The organism is Micromonospora sp. CPCC 206061, assembly GCF_036906915.1.
Taxonomy (GTDB): Bacteria; Actinomycetota; Actinomycetes; order Mycobacteriales; family Micromonosporaceae; genus Phytohabitans.
The window spans coordinates 50054-75522 of sequence record NZ_JBAKHX010000027.1 but is presented as its reverse complement, the minus strand read 5'-3'; the positions used below and the strand labels follow the sequence as shown (position 1 = coordinate 75522).

At 71.2% G+C, this 25469-nt stretch carries 25 protein-coding genes and 1 pseudogene; 14 read left to right on the top strand and 12 right to left on the bottom strand.

Features of this window, described 5'->3' with window-relative positions; all coding sequences use genetic code 11:
- Positions 1–59 precede the first annotated feature (59 nt).
- The 5 genes from V6V89_RS19765 (at position 60) to V6V89_RS19745 (ending at position 6166) form a co-directional block, all read left to right on the top strand.
- On the top strand, positions 60–791 hold the full coding sequence (locus tag V6V89_RS19765) for an amino acid-binding protein (RefSeq protein ID WP_334620644.1): 732 nt from the start codon (positions 60–62) through the stop codon (positions 789–791).
- A 16-nt stretch (positions 792–807) separates the two neighbouring features.
- A complete protein-coding gene (locus V6V89_RS19760; protein WP_334620643.1) occupies positions 808–1854 on the top strand; it encodes a GNAT family N-acetyltransferase in 1047 nt (348 codons plus the stop codon).
- Positions 1855–2074: 220 nt separating this feature from the next.
- Entirely contained in the window at positions 2075–4420 is a 2346-nt protein-coding gene (locus tag V6V89_RS19755; protein ID WP_334620642.1) for a glycoside hydrolase family 9 protein, read from the top strand.
- 163 nt (positions 4421–4583) lie between these two features.
- Positions 4584–5357 (top strand): helix-turn-helix domain-containing protein, encoded by a 774-nt coding sequence (locus tag V6V89_RS19750; protein WP_334620641.1) that lies wholly within the window; start codon positions 4584–4586, stop codon positions 5355–5357.
- Entirely contained in the window at positions 5354–6166 is an 813-nt protein-coding gene (locus tag V6V89_RS19745; protein ID WP_334620640.1) for an SAM-dependent methyltransferase, read from the top strand. The genes V6V89_RS19750 and V6V89_RS19745 overlap by 4 nt, the downstream gene beginning before the upstream one ends.
- A gap of 11 nt (positions 6167–6177) precedes the next feature.
- Here the strand turns inward: V6V89_RS19745 and V6V89_RS19740 are convergent, their stop codons facing one another.
- On the bottom strand, positions 6178–6384 hold the full coding sequence (locus V6V89_RS19740; RefSeq protein WP_334620639.1) for a DUF397 domain-containing protein: 207 nt from the start codon (positions 6382–6384) through the stop codon (positions 6178–6180).
- Between the two features lie 313 nt (positions 6385–6697).
- Here V6V89_RS19740 and V6V89_RS19735 point away from each other — a divergent pair, with 313 nt between their 5' ends.
- Positions 6698–7531 (top strand): GGDEF domain-containing protein, encoded by an 834-nt coding sequence (locus V6V89_RS19735; protein ID WP_334620638.1) that lies wholly within the window; start codon positions 6698–6700, stop codon positions 7529–7531.
- 54 nt (positions 7532–7585) lie between these two features.
- Here the strand turns inward: V6V89_RS19735 and bsaP are convergent.
- Positions 7586–7843 (bottom strand): annotated as a pseudogene (bsaP, locus tag V6V89_RS19730) (biotin synthase auxiliary protein BsaP); the annotation flags it as partial.
- A complete protein-coding gene (gene bioB / locus V6V89_RS19725) occupies positions 7771–8766 on the bottom strand; it encodes a biotin synthase BioB (protein WP_334620637.1) in 996 nt (331 codons plus the stop codon). The gene bioB and the pseudogene bsaP, both read right to left, overlap by 73 nt.
- Before the next feature lie 124 nt (positions 8767–8890).
- Between bioB and V6V89_RS19720 the strand changes: the two genes are divergently transcribed.
- Positions 8891–10027 (top strand): 8-amino-7-oxononanoate synthase, encoded by a 1137-nt coding sequence (locus tag V6V89_RS19720; protein WP_334620636.1) that lies wholly within the window; start codon positions 8891–8893, stop codon positions 10025–10027.
- Complete coding sequence (gene bioD / locus V6V89_RS19715; protein ID WP_442935179.1) at positions 10024–10752, top strand: dethiobiotin synthase; 729 nt, start codon at positions 10024–10026, stop codon at positions 10750–10752. The genes V6V89_RS19720 and bioD overlap by 4 nt, the downstream gene beginning before the upstream one ends.
- Here the strand turns inward: bioD and V6V89_RS19710 are convergent.
- Positions 10749–11981 (bottom strand): cytochrome P450, encoded by a 1233-nt coding sequence (locus V6V89_RS19710; RefSeq protein ID WP_334620659.1) that lies wholly within the window; start codon positions 11979–11981, stop codon positions 10749–10751. The genes bioD and V6V89_RS19710 overlap by 4 nt on opposite strands.
- A complete protein-coding gene (locus tag V6V89_RS19705) occupies positions 11978–12649 on the bottom strand; it encodes a class I SAM-dependent methyltransferase (protein ID WP_334620634.1) in 672 nt (223 codons plus the stop codon). The genes V6V89_RS19710 and V6V89_RS19705 overlap by 4 nt, the downstream gene beginning before the upstream one ends.
- 129 nt (positions 12650–12778) lie before the next feature.
- On the opposite strand from V6V89_RS19705, the gene V6V89_RS19700 reads away from it, so the two are divergent.
- Positions 12779–13933, top strand: coding sequence for a Glu/Leu/Phe/Val dehydrogenase dimerization domain-containing protein (locus V6V89_RS19700; RefSeq protein WP_334620633.1), 1155 nt, complete (start codon positions 12779–12781; stop codon positions 13931–13933).
- A 13-nt stretch (positions 13934–13946) separates the two neighbouring features.
- On the top strand, positions 13947–14387 hold the full coding sequence (locus tag V6V89_RS19695) for a rhamnogalacturonan lyase family protein (RefSeq protein WP_334620632.1): 441 nt from the start codon (positions 13947–13949) through the stop codon (positions 14385–14387).
- Between the two features lie 76 nt (positions 14388–14463).
- On the opposite strand, the gene V6V89_RS19690 is transcribed toward V6V89_RS19695, so the two are convergent.
- From V6V89_RS19690 to V6V89_RS19670, 5 genes are all read right to left on the bottom strand, one after another.
- Positions 14464–15912: a rhamnulokinase gene (locus V6V89_RS19690; protein WP_334620631.1), complete on the bottom strand. Its 1449-nt coding sequence runs from the start codon at positions 15910–15912 to the stop codon at positions 14464–14466.
- Positions 15909–17966 carry a bifunctional aldolase/short-chain dehydrogenase gene (locus tag V6V89_RS19685; RefSeq protein ID WP_334620630.1) on the bottom strand — a complete coding sequence of 686 codons (2058 nt, stop codon included), beginning with the start codon at positions 17964–17966 and terminating at the stop codon, positions 15909–15911. The genes V6V89_RS19690 and V6V89_RS19685 overlap by 4 nt, the downstream gene beginning before the upstream one ends.
- Positions 17966–19126: an L-rhamnose isomerase gene (rhaI, locus tag V6V89_RS19680; RefSeq protein WP_334620629.1), complete on the bottom strand. Its 1161-nt coding sequence runs from the start codon at positions 19124–19126 to the stop codon at positions 17966–17968. Before rhaI ends, V6V89_RS19685 begins: the two co-directional genes overlap by 1 nt.
- A complete protein-coding gene (locus tag V6V89_RS19675; protein ID WP_334620628.1) occupies positions 19119–19499 on the bottom strand; it encodes an L-rhamnose mutarotase in 381 nt (126 codons plus the stop codon). The genes rhaI and V6V89_RS19675 overlap by 8 nt, the downstream gene beginning before the upstream one ends.
- A gap of 104 nt (positions 19500–19603) precedes the next feature.
- The gene (locus tag V6V89_RS19670; RefSeq protein WP_334620627.1) at positions 19604–20638 is read right to left on the bottom strand and encodes a LacI family DNA-binding transcriptional regulator; all 1035 of its coding nucleotides are present in this window, start codon (positions 20636–20638) and stop codon (positions 19604–19606) included.
- A 53-nt stretch (positions 20639–20691) separates the two neighbouring features.
- Here V6V89_RS19670 and V6V89_RS19665 point away from each other — a divergent pair, with 53 nt between their 5' ends.
- Genes V6V89_RS19665 through V6V89_RS19650 form a run of 4 tightly spaced genes read left to right on the top strand, consistent with a single transcriptional unit; the run spans position 20692 to position 24531 of the window.
- On the top strand, positions 20692–21483 hold the full coding sequence (locus V6V89_RS19665) for a PmoA family protein (RefSeq protein ID WP_334620626.1): 792 nt from the start codon (positions 20692–20694) through the stop codon (positions 21481–21483).
- Between the two features lie 10 nt (positions 21484–21493).
- The gene (locus V6V89_RS19660) at positions 21494–22090 is read left to right on the top strand and encodes a TIGR03086 family metal-binding protein (protein ID WP_334620625.1); all 597 of its coding nucleotides are present in this window, start codon (positions 21494–21496) and stop codon (positions 22088–22090) included.
- 30 nt (positions 22091–22120) lie between these two features.
- Positions 22121–23512, top strand: a complete 1392-nt coding sequence (locus V6V89_RS19655; RefSeq protein WP_334620624.1) for a class II 3-deoxy-7-phosphoheptulonate synthase — start codon at positions 22121–22123, stop codon at positions 23510–23512.
- Positions 23509–24531 carry a threonine aldolase family protein gene (locus V6V89_RS19650; protein WP_334620623.1) on the top strand — a complete coding sequence of 341 codons (1023 nt, stop codon included), beginning with the start codon at positions 23509–23511 and terminating at the stop codon, positions 24529–24531. Before V6V89_RS19655 ends, V6V89_RS19650 begins: the two co-directional genes overlap by 4 nt.
- On the opposite strand, the gene V6V89_RS19645 is transcribed toward V6V89_RS19650, so the two are convergent.
- On the bottom strand, positions 24506–24937 hold the full coding sequence (locus tag V6V89_RS19645) for a hypothetical protein (protein ID WP_334620622.1): 432 nt from the start codon (positions 24935–24937) through the stop codon (positions 24506–24508). The two genes, V6V89_RS19650 and V6V89_RS19645, sit on opposite strands and share 26 nt — an antisense overlap.
- 18 nt (positions 24938–24955) lie before the next feature.
- Complete coding sequence (gene bfr, locus V6V89_RS19640; RefSeq protein ID WP_334620621.1) at positions 24956–25438, bottom strand: bacterioferritin; 483 nt, start codon at positions 25436–25438, stop codon at positions 24956–24958.
- Between the last annotated feature and the right edge of the window lie 31 nt (positions 25439–25469).

The following is a 25469-nucleotide window of genomic DNA, read 5'->3' as shown; positions in this document are numbered from 1 at the left end:
TCGGGCATCCTGACTGGTAACCGGCGCGGGAGCGTCGGCGTGCCGACGGGAGGCTTGTCATGTTGCTGCGGGTTCGGGTGACTTTGCCTGACCGGCCCGGTGCGCTGGGGCAGGTCGCCCGCACGCTCGGCGTCGCCGGTGCCGACATCGTCCAGGTGGTGGTGCTGGAGCGGCTCGGTGGCCGGGCCGTCGACGACTTCACGGTCGTGTGGCCGGGCGCCTCGCGCGTCGAGCGGCTGCTCGCCGGCCTCGCGGCGATCCCAGGAGTCCACGTCGACGGCATCTGGCGGGCGATCGGTGCGCCCGTCTCCGGCGGTCACGACGCCGAACTGCTCGCCCAGGTCGCTGGCAACCCGGTCGACGGCCTGTCCACCCTCGTCGACGCGGTGCCCGGCCTGCTGGCCGCGGACTGGGCCGCCGCGGCCGTCGTGCCGGCAGACTGGGCCGCGCGCAGTGGCGCGCGCACGCCCGACTCGCCGGTGCCCACCGGAGGCGAGCCCGCGGTGGCGTACGCGAGCTGGCGCGCGCCCGCCCCGCTGCGACTGCCCGAGGTGACCCCGCTGCGGGCCCGCCCGCTGACCGGTCCCGACGGCGCCCGGTACGCGGTCGCGCCGCTCGGCCGCGCCGGCCTCGTGCTGATGGTGGCCCGGGTCGACACAGACGACCTGCCCGCGGCCGCGTTCCACGTGACCGAGGTCGACCGCATCGCGCAGCTCGTCCGCGCGGCCGCCGTGATCCTCGGCGACCGGCTCGATCTGGTCACCGCACCACCGCTGGCCGCTCGACCATAAGAGGGGCTTCGAAGTCATGGCGCTGTGGCGAATCAGAGCGACGGTGGACGACCGGCCGGGATACCTGTCGGTGCTTACCGCCAGCCTGGCACTCAAGTCGGTCAACATCCTCGCGGTACAGGTACACACCACCGAGGCGGGAGCCGTCGACGACTTCCTCGTCGACGCGCCGGACGCGCTCACCGAGGCCGAACTGGTGGCCGCCGTCGAGAGGGGCCGGGGCCGCGACGCCTGGGTCAGCCGTACCGAGGCACGTGACCTCGCCGACCAGCCCACCCGGGCGCTCGGCCTCGCAAGCCGGCTGGTGCGCGACCCCGACTCGCTTGGCGACGCGCTGTCCGCGCTGCTCGGTGCCGACGCGGTGATCTGGCGCCCCGCGCCGGGCCACAACCGGTACGGCGCGGACCGGGGCGCGATGCGGCTCGTCGACCCCACCGGCGGCGCGTACGAGATCAGCCGGCCGGCGCCGGCGTTCACCCCGGCGGAGTACGCCCGCGCGCAGGCGCTCGTCGACCTCGCCGCGACCGTGGTGCGGCAGGCCGCCGACCAGGTCACGCTGGTGCTACCCGACGCCACCGAGGTGCGGGTGCGCCCAGCCGTTGGGGAGGACCTGGCCGCCGTCCGCGCCATGCACGATCGTTGCTCACCAGGCAGCCGCTACCGCCGCTACCTGGCCGTCACTCCGGGTCCCTCGCAGGCGCAGCTCGCCCGGCTCATCGACCCGGCGCGGGGGGTGACGCTGGTGGCGCTCGCCGACGACGGGCGGCTGGTCGCCATGGCCAACCTGATCGCCGAGGGCGACCTCGGCGAGGTAGCGGTCCTGGTCGAAGACGCCTGGCAGCGGCGCGGCCTCGGCACCGCGCTGCTGCGCAGGCTGGTCGCGCACGGCACGCGGGCGGGGTACGCCGCGCTGGTGGCGCACACGCACGTCGACAACCGGCCGATGTTGACGGCGTTGCGGCGGGTGGGCCGGTCCGGCCCGCTCGATCGCGACGGCTCCCTCCTGACGGTGACGCTGCCACTGGCGGCAGCCGCCGACCACGCGGCTGCCGCCACCGGTTAGGTAGCCGGGATACAGGGTGTCCTAGGGGAAGTCGCCGTGCTTCACAAAAGAGAAACAGTGTGGGAACATTGTTGCTCATATATGGGAGCGCTCCCATTTTGACTCGGACCCGACCCCGTGCGCCCGGACGTGACGAGAGGCGGATGCGCCCACATCCGCCCCTCGATGTCCCCTCCACTACGCGTGGTCGCGCGCGGCTCCACGGACAGGAGCGATTCTAGTGGCAAATAGGACCAGGTGGTATCGACGAACAGTAGCGGCCGCGGCGGCCGCGATACTCGCCGCGGGAGCCGCGATCTGGGCCGCGCCCCAGTCGGGCGCCGCCGCGGGCCCGTACAACTACGGTGAGGTACTCCAGAAATCCATCCTCTTCTACGAGGCCCAGGTATCCGGCCGGAAACCGGCGTGGAACAGGGTCTCCTGGCGGGCCGACTCGGCACTGACCGACGGCGCGGATGTTGGGCTCGACCTGACAGGTGGCTGGTACGACGCCGGCGACCACGTGAAGTTCGGCTTCCCGATGGCGTTCACCACGACGATGCTGGCGTGGGGCGCGGTGGAGTACCGCGACGCCTACGACGCGTCGGGACAGCTCACGCACCTGCTCAACAACCTGCGGGTGCCCAACGACTACTTCATCAAGGCGCACCCCTCCGCCAACGTCCTCTATGGACAGGTGGGCAAGGGCGACGACGACCACAAGTGGTGGGGGCCGGCAGAGGTGATGCCGATGGCGCGGCCCGCGTACAAGATAGACGCGAGCTGTGGCGGCGCGGACCTGGCGGCCGAGACGGCGGCCGCGATGGCAGCCTCCTCCATGGTCTTCCGGCCGACGGACGCCGCCTACGCCAACACCCTGCTCAGCCACGCGCGGCAGCTCTACACGTTCGCCGAGACGGTCAAGCGGATGTACCACGAGTGCATCACCGACGTGACGAGCTTCTACCGGTCCTGGAGCGGTTACGCGGACGAGCTCGTCTGGGGCGCCATCTGGCTCTACCGCGCCACCGGCGAAGCGACCTACCTCGCCAAGGCCGAGGCCGGCTACGACGCGCAGGGCAACGAAAACCAGACCAGCACCAAGATGTACAAATGGACGATCTCGTGGGACAACAAGCAGTACGGCAACTACGTGCTGCTGGCCAACCTCACGGGCAAGCAGAAGTACATCGACGACGCCAACCGGTGGCTCGACTGGTTCACCGTCGGGGTCAACGGGGAGAAGGTGCGCACCTCGCCCGGCGGCATGGTCGTCGTGGACAGCTGGGGCGCGCTGCGATACGCGGCCAACACCGCCTTCGTCGCGCTTGTCTACAGTGACAAGACGTCCGACGCCGCGCGCAAGACGCGATACCACGACTTCGCGGTGCGCCAGATCAACTACGCGCTCGGTGACAATCCCCGCAGCTCAAGCTACGTCATCGGGTTCGGCGCCAACCATCCGAAGAACCCCCACCACCGCACCGCGCACGGCTCGTGGTGGGACAACATGACGGTGCCCACCAACACGCGGCACGTCCTCTATGGAGCGTTGGTCGGTGGCCCGTCGTCGCCGGACGACGCGTACAAGGACGAGCGCAACGACTACGTCATGAACGAGGTCGCCACCGACTACAACGCCGGCTTCACGTCGGCGGTGGCCCGGCTCTACAAGGAGTACGGCGGCACCCCGCTCGCCAGCTTCCCGCAGCCGGAAACGCCGGACATCGACGAGTTCACCGTGGAGACCACGGTGATGCAGAACGAGCCGCGCGCCACCGGCCTCAAGGCCATCATCTACAACAAGTCCGCGTTTCCGGCCAAGGCGCTGACCAAGTCGGTGTTCCGGTACTACTTCACCCGTGAGGGCACGGCCGCGCCGGTGGTGACCCCCGGGTACACGCAGGGCTGCCCGTCGCCGACCGCAGCGCAGCAGTACTCCGGTGACATCTGGTACGTCGAGGTGAACTGCACCGGATACACGATCGCGCCCGCCGGGCAGTCGCAGCACCGGATGGAGGTGCAGTTCAAGATCGGCGTACCCGAGGGCGGCACCTGGAATTCGGCCAACGACCCGTCTTACCAGGCGGCGACCGGGCCGAACCGCACCGTGCCGCTCTGGGAGAACGGCGTGAAGCTCTGGGGTGACGTGCCCGGCAGCGTGACCCCTGGGCCCACGACGCCCGGGCCGACCACCCCGGGCCCGACCACCCCGGCTCCGACGACGCCCGCGCCTACCACCCCGGCTCCGACAACCCCCGCGCCTGGTGGGCCTTGCTCTGTCACATACAGCACCAATGACTGGTCGACCGGGTTCACGGGCAGCGTCACCATCCGGAACACGAGCGCGACGGCGTGGCAGTCGTGGACGCTCGCCTTCACCTTCCCGAGCGGCCAGCGGATCGGCCAGGGCTGGAGTGCGCGCTGGACGCAGACCGGCGCGGCGGTCACGGCCGTGAACGAGTCGTACAACGGTGCGGTGGCGGCAGGCGGGACGGTGAGCGCGGGCTTCAACGGCACGCACACCGGGACAAACCAGCGACCAACCTCGTTCACGATCAACGGCGCGACCTGCACGGTCGCATAGCAAGGGCCGGACACACCCCGCCTCCACTGCGGGTCGCCTGTCGGCGACACCGCGTTGCGGGTACGGTATTCGGCGTCACATTCGTCGAGACCGGACCGTGGGGCGGAGGTGGGGTGTGCCGGTCACAGGGCAGCGCGTCGTCAGGCGGACGCTAGGTCGGCGCTTGACCCGGCTGCGCACCGGCGCCGGGATGAGCCGCCGCGAGGTGGCCGAGGCGCGGTTGGGCATCTCCGAGCCGACGCTGCATCGGATCGAGACCGGCAAGGTCCCGGTCACGGCGGCCAACGTGCGCGCGCTCTGCTGGCTGTACGGCGCCGACCAGAGCGTCACCGACGCCCTGGCCGAGCTGGCGCTCGGCACCTCGCAGGCGGAGTGGTGGGACGCCAGCCCGGTCATCCCGGAGTGGTTCAAGCTGTACGTCGGGCTGGAGGCGTCGGCTTCGCGGATGTTCAGCTACGACGGCGAGGTCGTGCCGGGCGAGTTGCAGACCACGGAGTACGCCCGTGCCGTCTTCGGTGCCGAGCAGCCGCACGAGTCCGAGCCGGCCGAGCGCCACATCAAGCTGCGCATACAGCGACAGAAGACGCTCTTCGGCCGTACGCCGCCGCCCCGACTGGTCACTGTGCTCGGTGAGGGCGTGCTGGTCCGCCCGGTGGGCGGCGAAGAGGTGCTCAAGGCCCAGATCGAGCACCTGCGCCGGCTGTGCCAAGAAGACAATGTAGACATCCGGGTGCTGCCGTTCGCGGTGGGGGCGCATGCGGCGATGGCTGGGGCGTTCCGCATACTGGAGTTCGACGACCCCGACGATCCGGATGTGGTCTACCTGGAGTCCCATGTGGGCGCCCTGTACCTGGAAGAGCAGGCCGAGGTAGACGAGTACCGCCGGATCTTCGACTTGATCAGCAAAGACGCTGTGCCGGTGGAGGAGTACCGATGACCGGGATACCGGGCGCCAACCAGAAGCCCGCGACCGCTGCGCGCATCTACGACTACTTCCTGGGCGGCATCCACAACTTCACCGCTGACCAGGAGGCGGCGAAGGCGATCATGGGCAGGGCGCCGTCGATTCAGGCCATCGCGCGTACCAACAGGGCCTTCCTCGCCCGTGCGGTGCGATACCTGACCAGCGTTGGCGTGAAGCAGTTCCTCGACGTCGGCTCGGGGATTCCCACCGTGGGCAACGTTCACGAGGTGGCCCAGGCCGAGATTCCCGACGCCCGAGTGGTCTATGTGGACATCGACCCGGTTGCCGTGGCCGAGAGCCTGGAACTGCTTGAGGGCAACCAGTGGGCCACCGCCGTCCGCGGTGACCTGCGCGACGCGCGTGCCCTGCTCGACGCGCCTCAGATCCGCAAGCTGCTCGACTTCGACCAGCCGATCGGCCTGCTGCTGGTTGGCGTGCTCTATTTCGTGCCCGACAACGCCGAGGCGTACGCCGCGGTCGCCGACCTGCTCGCCCCGCTCGCGTCCGGCAGCCACCTCGTGCTGTCACACGGCACGCTTGAGGGCAAGGCGTTCAGCGAGGGCGATCTCAAGTCCACTCAGGACGTGTATCGGCGGCAGACCGCGACGCCGCTGGAGATGCGTACGCGCGAGGAGATCGCGCGGTTCTTCGACGGTCTCGACCTGGTCGAGCCCGGGCTCGTGTGGCAGCCGGAGTGGCGGCCCGACCCCGCTGAGCAGGGAGATTTCGACGCCGAGCCGGAGCGTTCCCGGATGCTGGCGGGCGTCGGGCGCCTCCCGTAAGGGCGGCGCTCTCAGTCCGCTAGCAGGCCGTCGAACTCGCCGCGCTTGGCGCCGTAGAGGAACGAGTCCCACTCCTCGGTCGTGAACCGCACGGTGCCGGCCTCCGGCGCCTTGCTGTTGCGGACTTCGACGTGTCCCTCGTGCCGGCGCGCTTCGACGCAACTGCCGCCGTTGCCGGTTGACCGGCTAGACATGATCCAGCTCGACTTGCTGTTCATCGAGGTACTCCCTTGTACGTCTGGCTACCTTGCTGTCTGTAGTCGGGCTGGCCTGAGCCATTGCCAGGCGCATGATCCCGTTGCACCGTGGGAGGCAAACACGTCTGCCGTCACCCTCAGCGTTTCTTTCACCGCGAAAGTTTGACGCACCTAGCGTAGCCGAAACCGACCGGCATGCACGATCTCGTTTTGACAGTTGTCGCCGTGAAATCTTGCACGCCCCCTGGCGTTGCTGTCATGATTCAGATGTGCTGAGGGGCAACCCTCGGCACCGGCTACCACCCGGTTCGCCGTAGTCACGAGGGGATGGCTGATGGAAGTCCTCCACCCCACCGCCGCGGCAGACGCCGCACGTCTACAGGCACGGGTGGACCAGCTCGAGGCGCACGTGGCCCGGCTGGAAAGTGAGCGAGCCGCCCTACGGTGGATGGCCGGGCACGACGCGCTCACAGGTCTCGCCAATCGGCGGCTCTTTCACGCACTCGCGCCGACCCTGCTGAGCGGCAACCGCCACGCCACCGTGCTCATCCTCGACCTCGACGGCTTCAAGCCGATCAACGACACCTACGGCCACGAGATCGGCGACATGGTGCTCTGCGTCATCGGCGGGCGGCTCGCCTCCTGCCTCGGCGCCGACAGCCTCGTCGCCCGGTTCGGCGGCGACGAGTTCGCGGCGCTGCTCACCGGCCGGGCCGCCGACTGCGAGGCGGCCGCCGTCACGCTGTGTGCCGCCATCGCGCCACCGATGACCGTGGCCGGACACACCCTCAGCGTGAGTGCCTCGATCGGTTTGGTCCCGGCCGGCCGCTCCACCGACGTCGCCGACCTACTACGCCGTGCCGACCAAGCCATGTACCAGGCCAAGCGGCGTACCAGGAGCACGGGCCGCCCCGGCACCGCGTGGAAGGTTGCGGTCGACGGGGGCTCGTCGGCGCCGGGCGGCCCGTACCGGCGTGGCGACGCGGTGTGGGTCAACCGCAGCGGCGTACGGCGCGCCGGCATCGTCGAGAGCGCCTCCGACTGGGCCGCTCTCGTGCGGTTCCGCTGCTCGGACGCGTCCGGCACGGTCGTCGACACGATCCCGGTCGGCTGGCTGGGCGTACGCGACGAGGCCGACCCGCACTTGGACCGCGCCCCCGCGGCCTGAATCGCCCCACCCCTCGGCCGCGCGCGGCACCCCCCGGCCGCGCGCGGCCACCCCTCACGCTTGGCCGCGGAGGGTGCCGTGCTCCACACAGGCGGCGGACCAGCCCGCGGGCAGCACCTGGACCTTCATACGGCGGCGGCACACCGGGCAGAAGCGGGGCGGCTCCAGGCGCCGGGCGGCCTCGCACGCGGCGTGGTCACCCTCGGACAGCGGGCCGCCGCAGCGGTCGCACCAGGTGTTCATAGCGTCGAAGACAGCGCCTTGACCGGCATCTTCAGGTCGTCGAGCAGTGCCAGATCCTCCTCGGCCGGCCGTCCCAACGTCGTCAGGTAGTTGCCGACGATCACGGCGTTGATGCCGCCGAGCAGCCCGTCCCGGGTACCCAGGTCACCAAGGGTGATCTCGCGCCCGCCCGCGTACCGGAGAATCGTGCGCGGCATGGCGAGCCTGAACGCGGCGATGGCCCGCAGCGCGTCGCGGCCATCCACGACCGGACGGTCGCCGAGCGGCGTGCCTGGCCGGGGGTTGAGGAAGTTGAGCGGCACCTCGTGCGGGTCGAGCGCGGCGAGCTGCGCGGCGAACTCCGCGCGCTGCTCGACCGTCTCGCCGAGCCCCAGGATGCCGCCGCAGCACACCTCCATGCCGGAGTCGCGCACCATGCGCAGGGTGTCCCAGCGCTCCTCCCACGTGTGGGTGGTGACCACGTTCGGGAAGTAGGAGCGGCAGGTCTCCAGATTGTGGTTGTACCGGTGCACGCCCATCTCGACCAGCTCGTCGACCTGCGCCTGGCTCAGCATGCCAAGCGACGCGGCGACCTGGATGTCGACCGCGGCCTTGATTGCGGCGACGCCCTCCCGCATCTGCTTCATGAGGCGGTCGTCAGGGCCCCGCACGGCGGCCACGATGCAGAACTCGGTGGCCCCGGTGGCAGCCGTCTGCTTCGCCGCCTCGACGAGCGAGGGGATGTCGAGCCACACCGAACGCACCGGCGAGGTGAACAGGCCGGACTGGGAGCAGAAGTGGCAGTCTTCCGGGCAGCCGCCGGTCTTGAGCGACACGATGCCCTCGACCTCGACCTCCGGCCCGCACCAGCGCATCCGGACCTCGTGGGCGAGCTGGAGCGCGTCGGAGATGTGCTCGTCAGGCAGCCGTAGCACGGCGAGCACGCCGGCTTCGTCGAGGCCGACGCCCCGCTCCAGTACCTGGTTCCGGGCGAGGTCGAGGATCTCTGGCATGGTCGTACCCTACAAGGCGCAAAACCTATAGCACGCGCGGCGACAGCGAGTGAGCATCGCAGGGCCGGCCACGGCCCGAGGAGCGGAACGAGCGCGGAGCCGCGCCCAGAAAGCAGAGTGTGAGATGGATGGCTGGCTGGCGGCGTTGAAGCGCCGCGCCGAGCTGCGCGCGAAGGCCGGCCTGGCGCGCGAGCTGCGCCCGCGCGGCCCGGCGGGCGGCGTGGTCGACCTCGCGGGCAACGACTACCTGGGCCTGTCCGTTCACCCGGAAGTGATCGCGGCGGCGCAAAGGGCACTGACCGAGTACGGGTTGGGTGCGACCGGATCGCGGCTGGTGCGCGGTTCGACCGACGCGCACCACGAGCTGGAGAAGGAGCTCGCCGCCTGGATGGGTGCCGAGGCCGCGCTGGTGTACTCGTCCGGGTACCTCGCCAACCTCGGCGCGGTGCGGGCGCTGGTCCAGCCGCGCACGGTGTTGATCTCCGATGCGCACAACCACGCCTCGCTCATCGACGGCTGTCGCATATCCGGCGCCGAGACGGTGGTGACGCCGCACGGCGACGTCTCCGCGGTGGCTGACGCACTGGCCGCGGCCGGCGGACGCCAAGCGGTCGTCGTCACCGAGTCGATCTTCTCGGTAGATGGTGACCTGGCGCCGCTCCCCGCCCTGCACGCGGTCGCCCGCCAGTACGGTGCGCTGCTGCTGGTCGACGACGCGCACGCGCTCGGCGTGCTCGGTCCCGACGGCGCGGGCGGGGTCGCGGCCGCCGGCCTCACGGGCGAGCCCGACGTGGTCGTCACGGCCACCCTGTCCAAGTCGCTTGGCGCGGCCGGCGGGGTGGTGGCCGGCCCAGCGGCGCTCGCCCGGCACCTCGTCGACACCGGGCGGACGTTCATCTTCGACACCGCGCCACCGCCGGCCGTCGTCGCCGGCGCGCTGTCCGCACTGCGGCTGGCACGCGCCGCCGACCCGCTGCGGTCCGAGCTGCGCCAGCGCGCGGACGATGCGGTACGCCGGTTGCGCGCCACCGGGTTCGAGGTGTCCACCCCGGATGGCGCCGTCATCTCCGTGACCGCCCCCGGCCCCGAGGAGGCCGTCGCGTGGGCAGCGGCGTGCCGGGAACGCGGCGTGGCCGTAGGCTGCTTCCGTCCGCCATCCACTCCGGACAGTCGGGCCCGGTTGCGCCTCACCCTCAACGCTGGCGTGCCGCGGGTCGACTTCGACCGGGCCCTCGACGTGATCGTGGAGTGCGCACCATGAGTTCGGAATGGCGCGGTCCCGTGCTGGTGACCGGCACCGACACCGACGTGGGCAAGACGGTCGTCACGGCCGCCATCGCCGCGTCGGCACAGGCCGCCGGGCTGCGGGTCGCCGTCATCAAACCAGGACAAGCGGGTGCCGGTCCGGGCGGGCTCTCCGACATCGACGTCGTCAACCGGCTGGCCGCCCCGGCGACCGCGCGCACCCTGGCCGCGTACCCCGACCCGCTGGCACCGCTCGCCGCCGCCCGGGTGGCCGAGCTGCCGCCGTTGGAGCTGTACGCGGTGGTCGACGAGGTGCGCGCCGAGGTCGAAAAGCACGACCTGGTGCTGGTCGAGGGCGCCGGTGGCCTGCTCGTGCCCATGGGGTTGCGGCCCTCCGGCTCACCGTGGACAGTGGCCGACCTGGCCGTGTCGCTCGACGCCCAGGCCGTGGTGGTGGCGCGCGCAGGCCTGGGCACGCTCAACCACACCGCGCTGACGCTGGAGGCGCTCGACCGGCGCAGCGTGTCGGCGGGCGTGGTACTGGGCGCGTGGCCACCGGAGCCAGAGCTGGTCCACTGGGAAAACCTGAGCGAACTGCTCCCCACGATGGTCGGCGCCCTGCCCGACGGGGCCGGCTCGATGGATCCGGGCGTCTTTCAGCGCTCCGCCCCCGGCTGGCTGACCCCACCCCTGTACGGCGTCCTGGACGACTGGCGCACCTGGGCCGAAGAGGTCTCCTAACCTGCTGCCCTCGCCCCTCGGCCGCCCCTGTGCGGCCGGGCGCTCTGTGCGGGCGGCGCGGAGGTGTGGTGGCGAAGTGTCAGGGTGTCGGGCATGCGGAAGGAGAGGTTGTCGGGGGTCCAAGGGGCGCGGACTACCTCTGCCGATCGCAGAAGAAGGGCCGTTTCGGTTACGACCACCTCGGACTCCATGCGGGCCAGGTGGGCGCCGACGCAGCGGTGGGCGCCGGCACCGAACGCCAGCTGGCGGCGGGAGCCGCGCTGGCCGGGGCGGAAAGCGTCGGGGTCGGGCACGATCGACGGGTCGCGGCCGGCTCTCGCGAGCCAAAGGACGATGCTCTGGCCGCGCATCACCGGCGTGCCGCCCAGCACAGTGTCGCGGGCGGCCACCCGGCGCCAGGTCACGATCGGGGGTTCCAGGCGCAGGCCCTCTTCGACGACGTCGGCGGGGGCGATGGTGCCGGCGGTCAGGCCGTCCAGCACTTCCGGCTCGCTGGCCAGGCGGTGCAGGAGCAGGGTCAGGAACTGCGACGTGGTCTCCTGACCGGCCACCAGGAGGAAGAACAGCGCGCCGACGGTCACGTCCAGGTCGCCGGAGTGCTCGCGCAGCCGCGCCGGCAGTCCCGGGGCGCCGGAAGCGAACTCGCGCAGTACACCGTGGAAGCGGCCGACCGTCTCGGCGAGCGCGAGTTGGCGGTCGAGGTCGACGGGTGCCCAGAAGAGTTCCAGTGCCGCCCGCGCGAACTCCTTCACCACGTCGACCTTAGCGTCGGGCAGCTCGACGAGCCGGGCCAGGACGAGCAGCGGTAGGTCGGCCGCCAGGTCGGCGTACACGTCGATGGTCTCGCCCCTGTGGAGCGCGGCGGCGAGCCAGCCGACCCGCTCGCGCACGACGGCGGTCAGCCATGGGCGCTGCGCTTCGACGCGGTGCGGGTGCAGCGCGTCCGCGACGATCGCGCGGATGGCGGGGTGGCTGGGGCCGCCGTTGTTGGCGAGGGTGGGCGGCAGCCGGAAGCCGTACCGGGTGAGCACGCGCAGCGCCGCGACCGGGATGGGCGTGACGGCGTCGAGCGCGTTGTCGGGCGGGTAGGTGTGCGGGTCGGCGAGCACCTCGCGGACCAGCGCGTGCCGGGTCACGACGAGGTGCTCGGCGCCGGTGTGGTCGGCGACGGTGAGGACGTCGGGTCGGTCGCCGGTGTCCAGCCAGGTCCGGAAGAGCACGCTGGTCAGGCTACCGGTGCCGCCTCCGCCACCGGCCCTAACCTGACCTCCCACACCGTCGTGCGTTTCACAGCGGCGTCCTCCAGCGTCGCGACGACCGGTACCTCGTAGACGGCGACCTCTCGCAGGTCGGCCTTGGGCAGGTAGGCGCGACCGGGGTCACCGGCCAGCGTGCGGGCGCCGCCCTCGGCGGCCCGGCGCAGATACGCGAGCATGCGGCCAGCCATCTCGCGGCTGTAGAAGACGTCGCCCGCGAGGATGACGTCGTCGGTGGGGGCGGTGTCGAGCACATCGGCGAGGGACGCGGTGATGATGACGCCGTTGGCCGCGGCGTTGACGGCGATGGCGGCGATCGCGAGCGGGTCGATCTCCACGGCGGTGACGCGCGCGGCACCGGCCCGGGCGGCCGCTATCGCGACCAGCCCGGATCCGGCGGCCAGGTCGAGTACGCGCCGGCCCGCCACGAGGTCCGGGTTGTCCAGCACGTACCGGGCGACAGCCTGCCCGCCGGCCCAGGCGAACGCCCAGAACGGCGGCGGCTGCGTGCCTGCCGCCTCGCCCTCGGTCTCCTCCCACAGGGCGATGGGTTCCTCGGCCTGGTAGAGGTGGATTTCGGGGACGAAGGGCGCCGGTGCGAGCCGGGTGTGTTTCCGGATGAACGATTCCGGGTCGGTCACGCGTGGAATCTTATTATTGACCGTTTTGCTGACCACTGTCCGACTCAATCGGCCAGCCGCTACCGGCACGATCGAACCATCCTGGGGAACGCTCTGCTTGACTGAGTCATCAGTCAGTAAAGAGGCGACATGTCTTTTCTGGAAGTCATCTGGACCGACGACGTCAGCGGCCGCCGCGGCTACCTGGTGATCGACCGGCTGGTACGCGGAGCGGCGAGCGGCGGTGTGCGGATGCGTGACGGCTGCACGCTCGACGAGGTACGCGATCTGGCGCGCGGGATGACGCTGAAAGAGGCGGTGGTCTACTCGCCGCACGACGCGTACGTGCCGTTCGGGGGCGGCAAGGGCGGCATCGACTGCCCGCCCAACGACCCGGACGCGCGGGGCGTTCTCGCCCGGTACGTGGCCGCGATGAAGCCGCTGCTCAAGGAGTACTGGTCGGCGGGGGAGGACCTCGGCGTGCGGCAGAGCGTGCTGGAGGAGGTGGCTGCCGAGGCGGGGCTCAGCTCGACGATCGAGGCGGCCCTGCGCCTGGTACCCGAGCCGCGTGCCGCGCTGGGCAGGGTGCGCGCGGGCTTCGCCGTACAGGTCGACGGGATCAGCCTGGCCGATCTGGTGGGCGGGTACGGGGTGGCGGAGACCGCGCTCGCCGCCGCGCAGCACGTCGGGTTGTCGCTTCACGGTGTACGGGCGATGGTGCAGGGCTTCGGGTCGATGGGCGGTGCCACGGCACGGTTCCTGGCGCGGGCGGGCGTGACGGTGGTCGGGATCGCCGACGCCGACGGCGTGGTGTGGCATCCGGACGGGCTCGACGTGGAGGCGCTGCTGCGCGCGCGTGACGAGTACGGGCGGGTGGACCGGTCGGCGCTGCGCCCCGGTGACCGGCAACTGCCGCGCCACGAGTGGCTTTCCGTCGACGCCGAGATCCTGGTGCCGGCCGCACTGTCCTACGTCCTCAACGAGTCCAATGTGGATCAGGTGCGCGCGAGCCTCGTCGTGGAGGCGGCGAACGCCCCGACGACGGCCGCCGCCGAGGCGGCGCTCACCGCCCGGGGCGTACCCGTGATCCCGGACTTCGTGGCCAACGTGGCCACGAACGCCTGGTGGTGGTGGACGCTGTTCGGCGACATCCCGCCGACGGCGGACGCGGCGTTCCGAAAGATCTCCACGACGCTGCGCGGCCTGGTCGTGGAGATGCTGGAGCGTGCGGCGCCAGCGGCCGGTGCTCCGCGCGCCGCCGCCCTCGCCATGGCACAGGAGCGTGCTGTCGCGGCGCGCTCTTGACACCCTTCGCAAGGTGCCGCAGCGGGGCGACGCCTCGTCGTGGGGTGACCGGCTGGGCGTGGCGTGGCAGAACTCCGGGTACAACCAGCCGCCGCACACCTCGTACCACCTCGGTGGCGGCATGGCCGCGCCGCCCGCGCCCGATGCCCGGACCGGGCCGGCGCAGGCGGCCTCGGCGACGCTGCTGGGTGAGTCGCTCGCGGTGGTCGAGCTGCCGGTCGGCGCGGCGCAGGTGGCGGTGGCGGTGGAGACCGTGCGCCTCTTCGCGGACGGGGAGCTGATCGCGGCCCGGCCCGGCCTGTCGGCGGCGGTCGGCGACCGCCTGTGGCTGGTCTTCGACCGCGACGCGGTGGAGGCGGCGCTGGACGGCTACCGAGGCCGGGTCGAGCTGACCCTGACCGGCCACCTGCTCGATGGCCGCTCCTTCCAAGCCCGCATCGAGATCAAGACGTGAGGTGGGGCGCTGCGCCTACCGCACGAAGGCGCAGCGCCCCGGGTCTCCGCGAGCACCCCGAGCCGCGAAGACCCCGTCAGCGTAACCGGCGTTCGGCCGCGCGCCACGCCGCCTCCGCCCCCGGCGTTGCCTGGAAGACATCGATTTTCTGGGTGCGGCGCAGCAGCGCGCGCATCTCGCCGAGCCCTCCGCTGACCACGCCGAGGGCTCTGGCCTGCACAAGTGCGTTGCCGAGGGCGGTTGCCTCGACGGGGCCCGCGACCACGGGGAGGCCGCAGGCATCGGCGGTGAGCTGGCACAGCAGCGTGTTTTGGGCGCCTCCGCCGACGATGTGCACCGCGTCGACTGAGTGACCACTCAGCTCCTGGGCCTGGCGCACGGCGCGGCGGTGGGCGAGCGCCAGGCTGTCCAGGATGCAGCGGGTGAACGCGGCGGGCGACTCGGGGACCGGCTGGCCGGTGGCGGCGCAAGCGGCGGCGATCCGGGCGGGCATGTCGCCGGGCGGGAGGAAGGCCGGGTCGTCGACGTCGACGATCACGCGGAGCGGCGGCAACTCGGCCGCCTCCCCGAGGAGGGTGGGCAGGTCGGCACCCGGCCAGGCGCGCAGGCACTCCGCCAGCGGCCACAACCCCATCACGTTCCGCAGGTACCGCACGGTGCCGTCGACGCCGGCCTCGTTGGTGAAGTTGGCCTCGCGGCTGGCCGGGGTGAGCACGGGCTCGGGCAGCTCCACGCCGACGAGCGACCACGTGCCGCAGGAGATGTACGCGAACCGGTCGCCGTCGGCCGGCACCGCCACGACGGCCGACGCGGTGTCGTGGGAGCCGACCACGGTCACCGGCACCGGGCGGTCGAGCACCTCGGGGACCACTGTGCCAGCAGGGTCGCCGGGCCGCCGAAGGTCGCCGAAGACCCGCGCGGGCAGGCCCGCGCGGGCGATCAGATCAAGAGACCATTCCCGGGTACGCACGTCGAGCAGCTGGGTCGTGGAGGCGTTGGTGACCTCGGTACCCGCGACGCCGGTCAGCCAGTACGACATCAGATCGGGAATCAGCAGCATGCGTTCGGCTGCCGCCAGTGCGGCTGTGTCGGCAGCCGCGACGAGCTGGAAGAGCGTGTTGAACGGCAGCAGCTGCAGTCCGGTCGTGTCGTACAGCGACTCGGCGCCGAGCTTGCCGACCACTGTGGACATCACGCCGTCGGTGCGGGAGTCGCGGTAGTGCACCGGGTTGCCGAGCAGCGCGCCGTCGCGGTCGAGCAGGCCGTAGTCCACCGCCCACGAGTCGATGCCGACGCTGGCCAGGTCGGGCCGCCGGGCGGCGGCGGCGCGCAGCCCGGCCACGATCTCGCCGTACAGTCGCAGCGCGTCCCAGTGCAGCGTGCCGAGCAGGCTGACGGGGCCGTTGTCGAACCGGTGCACCTCGTCGAGGGTCACCGCGTCGGGCGAGACACTGGCGAGCATCACCCGCCCGCTCGACGCACCGAGGTCGACCGCCGCGACCGGTGTGCTGTGGGAGGCTTTCATCGCAGGAAGGCCGCCGCCACGCCGGCGTCGACCGGCACGTGCAGCCCGGTCGTGTGTGACAGCTCGCCTGCCGTCAGCGCGAACACCGCGTTCGCCACGTGCTCGGGCAGGACCTCCCGCTTCAGCAGCGTGCGCTTGGCGTAGTAGGCGCCGAGCTCCTCCTCCGGTACGCCGTAGACCGCCGCCCGCTTCGCGCCCCAGCCGCCGGCGAAGATGCCCGAGCCCCGCACCACGCCGTCGGGGTTGACGCCGTTGACCCGGATGCCATGCTCGCCGAGCTCGGCGGCGAGCAGGCGTACCTGATGGGCCTGATCCGCTTTGGCGGCGCCGTAGGCGACGTTGTTGGGGCCGGCGAAAACCGAGTTCTTGCTGGAGATGTAGACGATGTCGCCGCCCATGCCCTGCGCCACCATCGCCCGCGCGGCCGCCTTGGCCACCAGGAACGAACCCTTCGCCATCACGTCGTGCTGCAGGTCCCAGTCGGCCTCGGTGGTCTCCAGCAGCGGCTTGGAGATGGACAGGCCGGCGTTGTTGACGACCAGGTCGACGCCGCCGAAGGCGAGCGCGGTCGCGTCGACCGCCGCTTGGACGGCCGCCTCGTCAGTCACGTCCACAGTGCACGGCACGGCCACGTCGGTGCCGCCGATCTCGGTCGCCACGGTCGCCGCCGACGAGGCGTCGCGGTCGGCGACCACGACGCAGGCGCCCTCGGCGGCCAGCCGGAGCGCGATGGCCCGCCCGATGCCCGAGCCCGCCCCGGTGACCAGCGCGACCCGGGTGGCGAGCGGCTTCGGCTTGGGCATGCGGCGCAGCTTGGCCTCTTCGAGCTCCCAGTACTCGATGCGGAACTTCTCCGACTCGTCGATCGGCGCGTAGCTGGAGATGGCCTCTGCGCCGCGCATCACGTTGATGGCGTTGACGTAGAACTCGCCAGCCACCCGGGCGGTCTGCTTGTTGGCGCCGAACGAGAACATGCCGACGCCCGGCACGAGCACGATCGCCGGGTCGGCGCCGCGCATGGGCGGCGAATCGGGGCTGGCGAACCGCTCGTAGTAGGCGCGGTAGTCGTCGCGGTAGGCGGCGTGCAGGTCCTTCAGCCGGGCCACCGCCTCGTCGAGAGGCGCGGTGGGTGGCAGGTCGAGCACCAGCGGGCGGACCTTGGTGCGCAGGAAGTGGTCGGGGCACGAGGTGCCGAGCGCGGCCAGCCGGGTGTGCTCCGCACGGGACACGAAGTCGAGCACCGGGTCGCTGTCGGTGAAGTGGCCGACCTGCGGCCGGTCGGTGGAGGCCAGGCCGCGGATCACCGGTGCCAGCGCCGCCGCGCGCGCTCGCCGCTCGTCGGCCGGCAGCGGGGCGTACCCGTCGACGACCCGCCCGAACGGCTCGGAGCGGCCGCGCTCGTCGATGAACGCCTGCGCGGTGCGGATGATCTCCAGCGAGTTGGCCTCGCACTCCTCGCTCGTGGCACCCCACGCTGTGATGCCGTGCCCGCCGAGGATCACGCCGATCGCGCGCGGGTTGGCGGCCTTGACGGCGGCGATGTCGAGCCCGAGCTGAAAGCCGGGGCGGCGCCACGGCACCCATACGACCCGGTCGCCGAAGCACTCCTTCGTCAGCGCCTCGCCGTCGGCGGCGGTCGCGAACGCGATGCCCGCGTCGGGGTGCAGGTGGTCGACGTGCGGGGCGTCGACCAGGCCGTGCATGGCGGTGTCGATCGACGGCGCTGCCCCGCCCCGCCCGTGCAGGCAGTAGTCGAAAAGAGGAACCATGAGGTCTTCGCGCGCCGGATCCGCCCTGTCGGCAGAGCCGACGATACCGGGGTACACCTCGGTCAGCGCGCGGAGCCGGTCGAGGCGCAGCACGGCCAGCCCGGCGGCAGTGAGCGTGCCGAGGTCGCCGCCGGAACCCTTGACCCACACCAGATCGACCGGCTGGCCGGTCACCGGGTCCACATCGGACCCCTTGGCGGAGGTGTTGCCACCGGCGTAGTTGGTGTTGCGGGGATCGGCGCCCAGCCGGTTGGAGCGGGCGATCAGCTCTTCGACCGTGGACATCAGGCACCCCACCCGGCTTGCTGGCCGCCGACCCGCTCGGCCACGATCTTCTCCGCGTACCCGGACCGGGCGTACGCCGCCATCGGGTCCGGGGAAAGGCCCATCTCCGCGCGCACCTCGGCGAGCAGCGGCCGGACGTCCGTGTTGTACGCGTCCATCAGCACCGCGTTCGCGCCCAGCACGTCGCCGGCCTGCTGCGCGGCGCCGAGTGCCGCCGCGTCGACGATCAACGCCTTGGCGGTGGCCTCCTGCACGTTCATCACCGAGCGGATCTGGCCGGGGATCTTCGGCTCGATGTTGTGGCACTGGTCGAGCATGAAGTTGATCCCCGAGTCAGCGCGCAACGCGTCCGCCTGGACGATCTCGTGCATGATCCGGAACAGCTGGAACGGGTCCGCCGCGCCCACCATCAGGTCGTCGTCGGCGTAGAAGCGGGAGTTGAAGTCGAAGGCGCCCAGCTTTCCCTCGCGGAGCAGGAACGCGACGATGAACTCGATGTTCGTGCCCGGCGCGTGGTGACCGGTGTCGATGACCACCTGCGCCTTCGGGCCCAGCCGGATGCAGTGCGCGTAAGCGGTGCCCCAGTCGGGCACGTCCATGGTGTAGAAGGCCGGCTCGAACAGCTTGTACTCCAGCAGCATGCGCTGGTGGTCGCCCAGCCGCTCGTACACCGCGCTCAGCGCCTCGGCGAGGCGGTCCTGGCGGGCCCGGATCGAGTCTTGCCCGGGATAGTTGGTGCCGTCGGAGAACCACAGCTTCACATCGCGCGACCCGGTGGCGTCCATGATGTCGACGCACTCCAGCAGGTGGTCGAGCGCCTTGCGCCGCACCCGCGGGTCCGGGTTCGTCACGCTGCCGAGCATGTAGTCGTCGTCCTGGAAGACGTTGGCGTTGATGCCGCCGATCCGCACCCCGAGATCGCCCGCGTACTTGGCCAGCGCTTCGTAGTCGTCGACCTTGTCCCAGGGGATGTGCAGCGACACGATGGGGGAGACGCCGGTGTACTTGTGCACCTGCGCGGCGTCCGCGATCTTCTCCTGCGGGTTGCGCGGGACGCCCTTCTGGGCGAACACCTTGAACCGGGTGCCCGAGTTCCCGTACGCCCACGAGGGCACCTCGATCTGCTGGGCCCGCAGCGCCGCCCGTACGTGGTCAGTCATTGAGGGCCTCCGTGTGAGGGGGTTGGGGGGCGGAGAGTGATGAGGCAAGCTGGTCGTCAAGGTTGAAGATCTCTTCCAGGACGACGAAGCCCTCGTCGGGCCGCCGTCCGTCAAGGTTTTCGAAGAAGGGCGCCATCTCCGCCTGCCAGCGCGCGTTGACGTCGGTGCGCTCCATCCCGGCGAGCGAGGCGGCCAGGTCCTCGGTCAGGAAGTACCCCACGAGGAGGCCGTCGTCGTGCAGGAAGAGGGAGTAGTCGTGCCACCCGGTGTCGCGCAGGGCGGCCAGCATCTCGGGCCAGACGGCAGCGTGCCGCTCCCGGTACTCCGCCAGCCGGTCCGGCTTGACCCGCAATATGAAGCAGACGCGCCGCATGCCGCCTCCGAAACGTGCCGCTATCAGTAACGAACCCTGATCAGTAATGAACCGTTTCAACGATTACAACATACGAGCGTTACTCGGAGCGTGTCAAGAAAGAGTCAGCCGGCGCTACGGACGAACTGGCTGGATTCGCGCACGACCAGCTCCGGCTCGAAGATCACCTGCTGGTGCCGGTGGGTTTCAGGGCTGTTGGCCTCTTCGAGTAGCAGGGTCGCGGCGGTCTGCCCGAGGCGCTGCCGCGGCTGGCGTACCGACGACAGCGGCACCGCCGCGGCGGCCGCGAAGTCGATGTCGTCGTATCCGACTAGCGCGATGTCGTCCGGCACCCGCACCTTCTGTCGGGTCAGGCCCTGGAGCACGCCGAGCGCCAGCAGGTCGTTGGCGCAGAACACCGCCGTGGCGCGCGCCGAGCGCGGCATGCCGAGAATGCGGGCGGCGGCGTCGCGGCCGGCGGCGACCGTGGTGCCCGGGGTGTCGAACCGGCGCAGGACTTCCGCGTCGAGGTCGGCCGCGGCGAGCGCCTGCATCGCGCCCTCGTACCGGTCGCGCACCTGCTCCAGCCGGTGCGGGCCGCCGACGAACGCGACGCGCCGGTGCCCGTTTTCGATCAGGTGGCGCATCGCCAGCTCGCCGCCCAGCCGGTCGTCGACCGACACCGAGCACAGGTCAGGGCGCGGCGAGCGGCGGTCGAGAAGCACCACCAGCACGCCCCGGTCGCGCAGCCGGACCAGCCGGGTGTTGGCGTCGTCGATCGGCGTGATGAGCACTCCCTGGACCCGCTGCTCCTCCAGCAGGTCGAGATAGGCGCTTTCCTTGTTGGGGTCGCCGTCGCTGTTGCAGAAGATGACGGCCATGCCGGCCGCGCCGGTGGTGTCTTCGACACCCTTGGCCACGTCGGTGAAGAACGGGTTGGCGACATCGAGCACGACCAGACCGAGCGTGCGGCCCCGGCCGCGGCGCAGCTGCCGGGCGGCGTCGTTGGGCACGAAACCCAGCTCGCTGATCGCCGCGAGCACGCGGGATCGGGTGGTGGGCGCGACGATGTCGGGCCGGTTGAGCACATTGGACACCGTGCCCACGGACACGCCCGCGTGATGCGCCACGTCGCGGATGCTCACCGCTGGTCCCGGCACTGCCACCACCTTCCGAAAGCAGCAGCGTACCTGAGCCGAAGTACGCTGTCCGGATGACTGAGCTGGTGGTGGCCGGACAGACGGTGGCCAAGTACGTGTTGGAGCCCGACATCGACCCCACGCTGTCGCCCCGGCCGTACCTGCACCCCGTCCGGACGCTCGGCGGCGTGACCGTCACCGACGTGTTTCCCGAAGACCACCGCTGGCATCTCGGCGTCAGCCTCGCCGTGCAGGACGTGTCGGGCACCAACATCTGGGGCGGCCGCACCTATGTGCGGGACGCCGGATACACGTGGCTCGAGGACCACGGGCGCATCACGCACGACGCGTGGATCGAGCGCACCGACTCGAAGCTGGCACACCGGCTGCGGTGGGTCGACCCGGCCGGGGAGACGCTGCTGACCGAGGAACGCGTCATCGAGGCGCTTCCGGACCCGCAGGGCTGGACGCTGGATTTTGGGTTCACGCTCACCGCCCCGGAAGGGCGCGACATCGAGCTCGGCAGCCCAGCCACCAACGGTCGCCCCGGAAACGCGGGCTATGGCGGTTTCTTCTGGCGGCTTCCGTCGGGTACACCTGAGGTCTTCACAGCCACAGTGGACGGTGAGGAGAAGGCGCACGGCAGCGTCGAGCCATGGGTGGCGGTGCGCGGTTCCGAGTACACGCTGGTCTTTTCTGGAATCGCGGACGACGACCACTGGTTCGTCCGGGTAGGCGGCTACCCGGGCGTCTGCGCGGCGCTCGCGTGGGAGCAGCCGCTGGCCGTCCCGGCAGGAACGGCCCTGCGGCGCCGCTACCGGGTGCTGGTCGCCGACGGCACTTTGGAGCCTGAAACCATTCAATGACCCGTCGTGGGTGAACAATCCGCTTATGGAGCTGCTGGCGATCTACCGGCGCAGCCTCGCGGAGTTCACGGGCCGGGTGTCGCAGGTCCGCGACGACCAGTGGAAGGCGCCGACCCCGTGTGAGGATTGGGACGTGCGCACGCTCGTCAACCACGTCGTGTACGAGGACCGGTGGGCGCTGCCGCTCTTCCAGGGCGCGACCATCGCCGAGGTCGGCGACCGCTTCGAGGGCGACGTGCTCGGCGCCGACCCCGCCGGCAACGCGCGCGAGGCGGCGGACGAGGCGGTACGCGAGCTGGCCACACCCGGCGCGCTGGACCGGACCGTGCACCTGTCGTTCGGCGACGCGCCGATCTCGGAGTACGTCAACCAGCTCGTCGCCGAGCACATCGTGCACGGCTGGGACCTGGCGACCGCGATCGGCGCCGACACCCGCACGGACGCCGACGTGGTGCGGGCGTGCGCGCAGTGGTTCGCGAGCCAGGAGGAGGCGTACCGCGAATCCGGCATGATCGCCCCACGCGTCGACCTGGGGAGCGGCGCCGGGGAACTTGAGCGTTTGGTGGCCGCTTTCGGCCGCGACCCCGCCTGGCACCCGCCGTCGTAACCGGGGGCGCGGGGGACCTAAGCTTTGGGCATGCGCCAGGAGTGGCATCAGGTACGTAACCCGGGGCTTGAGATCGGACGGCCCACCGACGACTCCGCCGAGGTCAGGGCCCTTGGGCTGGACCATTGGCGTGACCTGCCGCGCGCCCAGACGCCGCCGTGGCCGGACCCGTCGGTCGTCGGTGAGGTGTGCGCCGTCCTCGACAGCGTGCCTCCCGTCGTAGCGCCCTACGAGGTCGAACGGCTGCGGGAGCGGCTGGCGCTCGTGTGCGCGGGCGAGGCTTTCCTACTACAGGGCGGCGACTGCGCCGAGACGTTCGCCGACAACACCGACAGCCACCTCTCCGCGAACGCGCGCACCCTCCTGCAAATGGCGGTCGTGCTTACCTACGGCGCGTCGCTGCCGGTGGTCAAGGTCGCCCGGGTAGCCGGGCAGTACACGAAGCCGCGCTCGGCGCCGACTGACGCGCTGGGGCTGCCGGCCTACCGCGGCGACATGATCAACTCGCTCGACGCGACGCCCGAGGCGCGGGTGGCCGACCCGCAGCGCATGATCCGGGCGTACGCGAACTCGGCGGCCGCGATGAACATGCTCCGGGCGTACCTCGGCGGAGGCCTCGCCGACCTGCACGCCGTCCACGACTGGAACAAGGACTTCGTCCGGCGGTCGGCGGCCGGCGAGCGGTACGAGGCGATCGCCCGCGAGATCGACCGGGCCCTCGCGTTCATCCAGGCCTGCGGCATGCAGGACGAAGAGGCCCTGCGCACGGTCACGCTGTACTGCTCACACGAGGCGCTGGCGCTGGAGTACGACCGGGCGCTGACCCGGGTGGCGAGCGGCAAGGCGTACGGGCTGTCGGGCCACTTCCTGTGGGTGGGCGAACGCACCCGGCAGATCGACGGGGCGCACATCGACTTCGTGTCGCGGATCGCCAACCCGATCGGCGTCAAGCTCGGCCCGACCACCACGCCGGAGCAGGCCATCGAGCTGTGCGAGAAGCTCAACCCGGACAACGTGCCGGGCCGGCTCACGCTGGTGGCGCGGATGGGCAACCACAAGGTGCGCGACTCGCTGCCGCCGATCGTGGAGAAGGTGCACGCCAGCGGCGCCAAGGTGGTCTGGCAGTGCGACCCCATGCACGGCAACACGATCGAGTCGTCGAACGGGTACAAGACGCGGCACTTCGACCGGATCGTCGACGAGGTGCTCGGGTACTTCGAAGTGCATCGCAACCTGGGCACGCACCCCGGTGGCATGCACATCGAGCTGACCGGTGAAGACGTCACCGAGTGCCTGGGCGGTGCGCAGGCGATCGAAGACGTGCACCTGCCCGACCGGTACGAGACGGCGTGCGACCCGCGGCTCAACACCCAGCAGTCACTGGAGCTGGCGTTCCTGGTCGCGGAGATGCTCCGGGGATGATCGATCTCCGGTCCGACACGGTCACCAGGCCGACGGCTGGCATGCGGCAGGCCATCGCCGAGGCCGAGGTCGGCGACGACGTGTACGGCGAGGACCCGACCGTCAACGCGCTCGAAGCCGAGGTGGCGGAGCTCTTCGGCCACGAGGCGGCGCTGTTCACGCCCACGGGCTCGATGGCCAACCAGATCGCCCTCCAGCTGGTCGCCCCGCGCGGCACCGAGCTGCTGTGCGACGCCGACGCGCACGTGGTGACCTACGAGACCGGAGCCGCCGCGGCGCTGGGCGGGATCTCGACGCGCACCTGGCCGGCGGTCGGCGCCGCGATCGACGCCGACCAGGTGGCCGCGATGGTGCGACCCGACGGATACCACGCGGTGCCCACCACGGCGATCGCGGTCGAGCAGACACACAACCGGGGCGGCGGCGGGGTGATCCCGCTGGCCACGCTGCGCGAGCTGCGCCGGATCGCCGACGGTGCCGGCCTGCGGCTGCACTGCGACGGTGCCCGGATCTGGCACGCGCACGCGGCAGACGGGGTGCCGCTCAAGGAGTACGGCGCGCTCTTCGACACGCTGTCGGTGTGCCTGTCCAAGGGGCTGGGCGCGCCGGTGGGGTCGCTGGTGATCGGCTCGGCGGAGCGGATCGCCGCCGGGCGCGTGATCCGCAAGCGGCTCGGCGGCGGGATGCGGCAGGCCGGGGTGCTGGCGGCGGCCGGCCGGTACGCGCTGAAGCATCACCTGGGGCGGCTCGCCGACGACCACGCTCGGGCAGCGCGGCTGGCCGAGGAGCTGGCACCGTTCGGGGTGGTCGCCGGGGCGGTGCGCACCAACATCGTGCCGCTCGACCTCACGAAGGCGCCTTACGACGCGCCCACCATCGCGGCCGCGGCCCGGAAGGACGGCGTACTCGTATCCGTGCTGGGTCCTCGGACCGCACGCCTGGTCACGCACCTGGACCTCGACGACTCCGCTGTCGACCGCGCGATCGAGGTCCTTACGCGGGTAGCGCGCGGCGCATGACGACGCGCCGCCCGGTTTTCGGGCGGCGGTGCTGCTTGAAGCCCGCCCGGGTGAAGAGCGGGATCGTGCCGGTATAGAGGTCCGCCGGCGGCGGCATCTTCGAGGCCGTGTCGACGGGGTAGCCCTCCAGAGCGGTGGCGCCCTGGGCGCGGGCGTGCGCGACGGCCGCCGCGAGCAGCGCGCCGGCGACGCCGGCGCGGCGCCGGTCGCGGCGGATGAAGAAGCACGGCACGGACCAGACCGCGTGGTCGGCCGGATCGTCCGGCTTCAGCGCGGGGGAGCGCAGGATTCTCGGGTACGCCGTCCGCGGCGCCACGGCGGCGGAGTACGCGCCGGATGGACCGAAGAGTTCGACCAGGTCAGCCCACCGGCCGGCGTCGACCGGGTGCACCTCGACGCCACCCATGCCGCGAATCTACAGCGGCTACCCCGCCTCGGGGTGCTCCGTGACGTTCTGGAGGTACAGGGCCTCGCCGAGCTTTTCGATCAGGCCGAGCTGGGTCTCCAGGTAGTCGACGTGGTGCTCCTCGTCGGCGAGGATGTCTTCGAAGATCCGGGCCGACGTCACGTCGCCGATCGAGCGCATGTACTCGATGCCGCGGCGGAGGCGGTCGACCGCCTCCACTTCGATCTTCATGTCGCACTCGAACTGCTCTTTGACGGTCTCGCCGATGCGCAGAGCGAACAGCTTCTGGTAATTCGGCAGGCCTTCGAGGAAGAGGATTCGGTCGGTCAGGACCTCGGCGTGGCGCATCTCGTCGATCGACTCGTGCTTGGTGTGCTTCGCGAGCTTGGTGTAGCCCCAGTTTTCCTGCATCTTGGCGTGCAGGAAGTACTGGTTGATCGCGGTCAGCTCAGCCGTGAGCTGCTCGTTCAGAAATTCGATGACGCGAGCGTCGCCTTGCATGCCGAAGACCCCCACATGAGTTCGTGTGGGG

What these genes read in the sequence shown, in the direction of transcription:
- V6V89_RS19650 (WP_334620623.1), top strand. Translation starts at nt 23,509, where the DNA reads ATGATCGATCTCCGGTCCGACACGGTCACCAGGCCGACGGCTGGCATG.
- V6V89_RS19740 (WP_334620639.1), bottom strand. Translation starts at nt 6,384, where the DNA reads ATGAACAGCAAGTCGAGCTGGATCATGTCTAGCCGGTCAACCGGCAAC.
- V6V89_RS19690 (WP_334620631.1), bottom strand. Translation starts at nt 15,912, where the DNA reads ATGAAAGCCTCCCACAGCACACCGGTCGCGGCGGTCGACCTCGGTGCG.
- bioD (WP_442935179.1), top strand. Translation starts at nt 10,024, where the DNA reads ATGAGTTCGGAATGGCGCGGTCCCGTGCTGGTGACCGGCACCGACACC.
- bioB (WP_334620637.1), bottom strand. Translation starts at nt 8,766, where the DNA reads ATGCCAGAGATCCTCGACCTCGCCCGGAACCAGGTACTGGAGCGGGGC.
- bfr (WP_334620621.1), bottom strand. Translation starts at nt 25,438, where the DNA reads ATGCAAGGCGACGCTCGCGTCATCGAATTTCTGAACGAGCAGCTCACG.
- V6V89_RS19645 (WP_334620622.1), bottom strand. Translation starts at nt 24,937, where the DNA reads ATGGGTGGCGTCGAGGTGCACCCGGTCGACGCCGGCCGGTGGGCTGAC.
- V6V89_RS19700 (WP_334620633.1), top strand. Translation starts at nt 12,779, where the DNA reads ATGTCTTTTCTGGAAGTCATCTGGACCGACGACGTCAGCGGCCGCCGC.
- V6V89_RS19675 (WP_334620628.1), bottom strand. Translation starts at nt 19,499, where the DNA reads ATGCGGCGCGTCTGCTTCATATTGCGGGTCAAGCCGGACCGGCTGGCG.
- V6V89_RS19665 (WP_334620626.1), top strand. Translation starts at nt 20,692, where the DNA reads ATGACTGAGCTGGTGGTGGCCGGACAGACGGTGGCCAAGTACGTGTTG.
- V6V89_RS19685 (WP_334620630.1), bottom strand. Translation starts at nt 17,966, where the DNA reads ATGTCCACGGTCGAAGAGCTGATCGCCCGCTCCAACCGGCTGGGCGCC.
- V6V89_RS19765 (WP_334620644.1), top strand. Translation starts at nt 60, where the DNA reads ATGTTGCTGCGGGTTCGGGTGACTTTGCCTGACCGGCCCGGTGCGCTG.
- V6V89_RS19720 (WP_334620636.1), top strand. Translation starts at nt 8,891, where the DNA reads ATGGATGGCTGGCTGGCGGCGTTGAAGCGCCGCGCCGAGCTGCGCGCG.
- V6V89_RS19735 (WP_334620638.1), top strand. Translation starts at nt 6,698, where the DNA reads ATGGAAGTCCTCCACCCCACCGCCGCGGCAGACGCCGCACGTCTACAG.
- rhaI (WP_334620629.1), bottom strand. Translation starts at nt 19,126, where the DNA reads ATGACTGACCACGTACGGGCGGCGCTGCGGGCCCAGCAGATCGAGGTG.
- V6V89_RS19655 (WP_334620624.1), top strand. Translation starts at nt 22,121, where the DNA reads ATGCGCCAGGAGTGGCATCAGGTACGTAACCCGGGGCTTGAGATCGGA.
- V6V89_RS19745 (WP_334620640.1), top strand. Translation starts at nt 5,354, where the DNA reads ATGACCGGGATACCGGGCGCCAACCAGAAGCCCGCGACCGCTGCGCGC.
- V6V89_RS19760 (WP_334620643.1), top strand. Translation starts at nt 808, where the DNA reads ATGGCGCTGTGGCGAATCAGAGCGACGGTGGACGACCGGCCGGGATAC.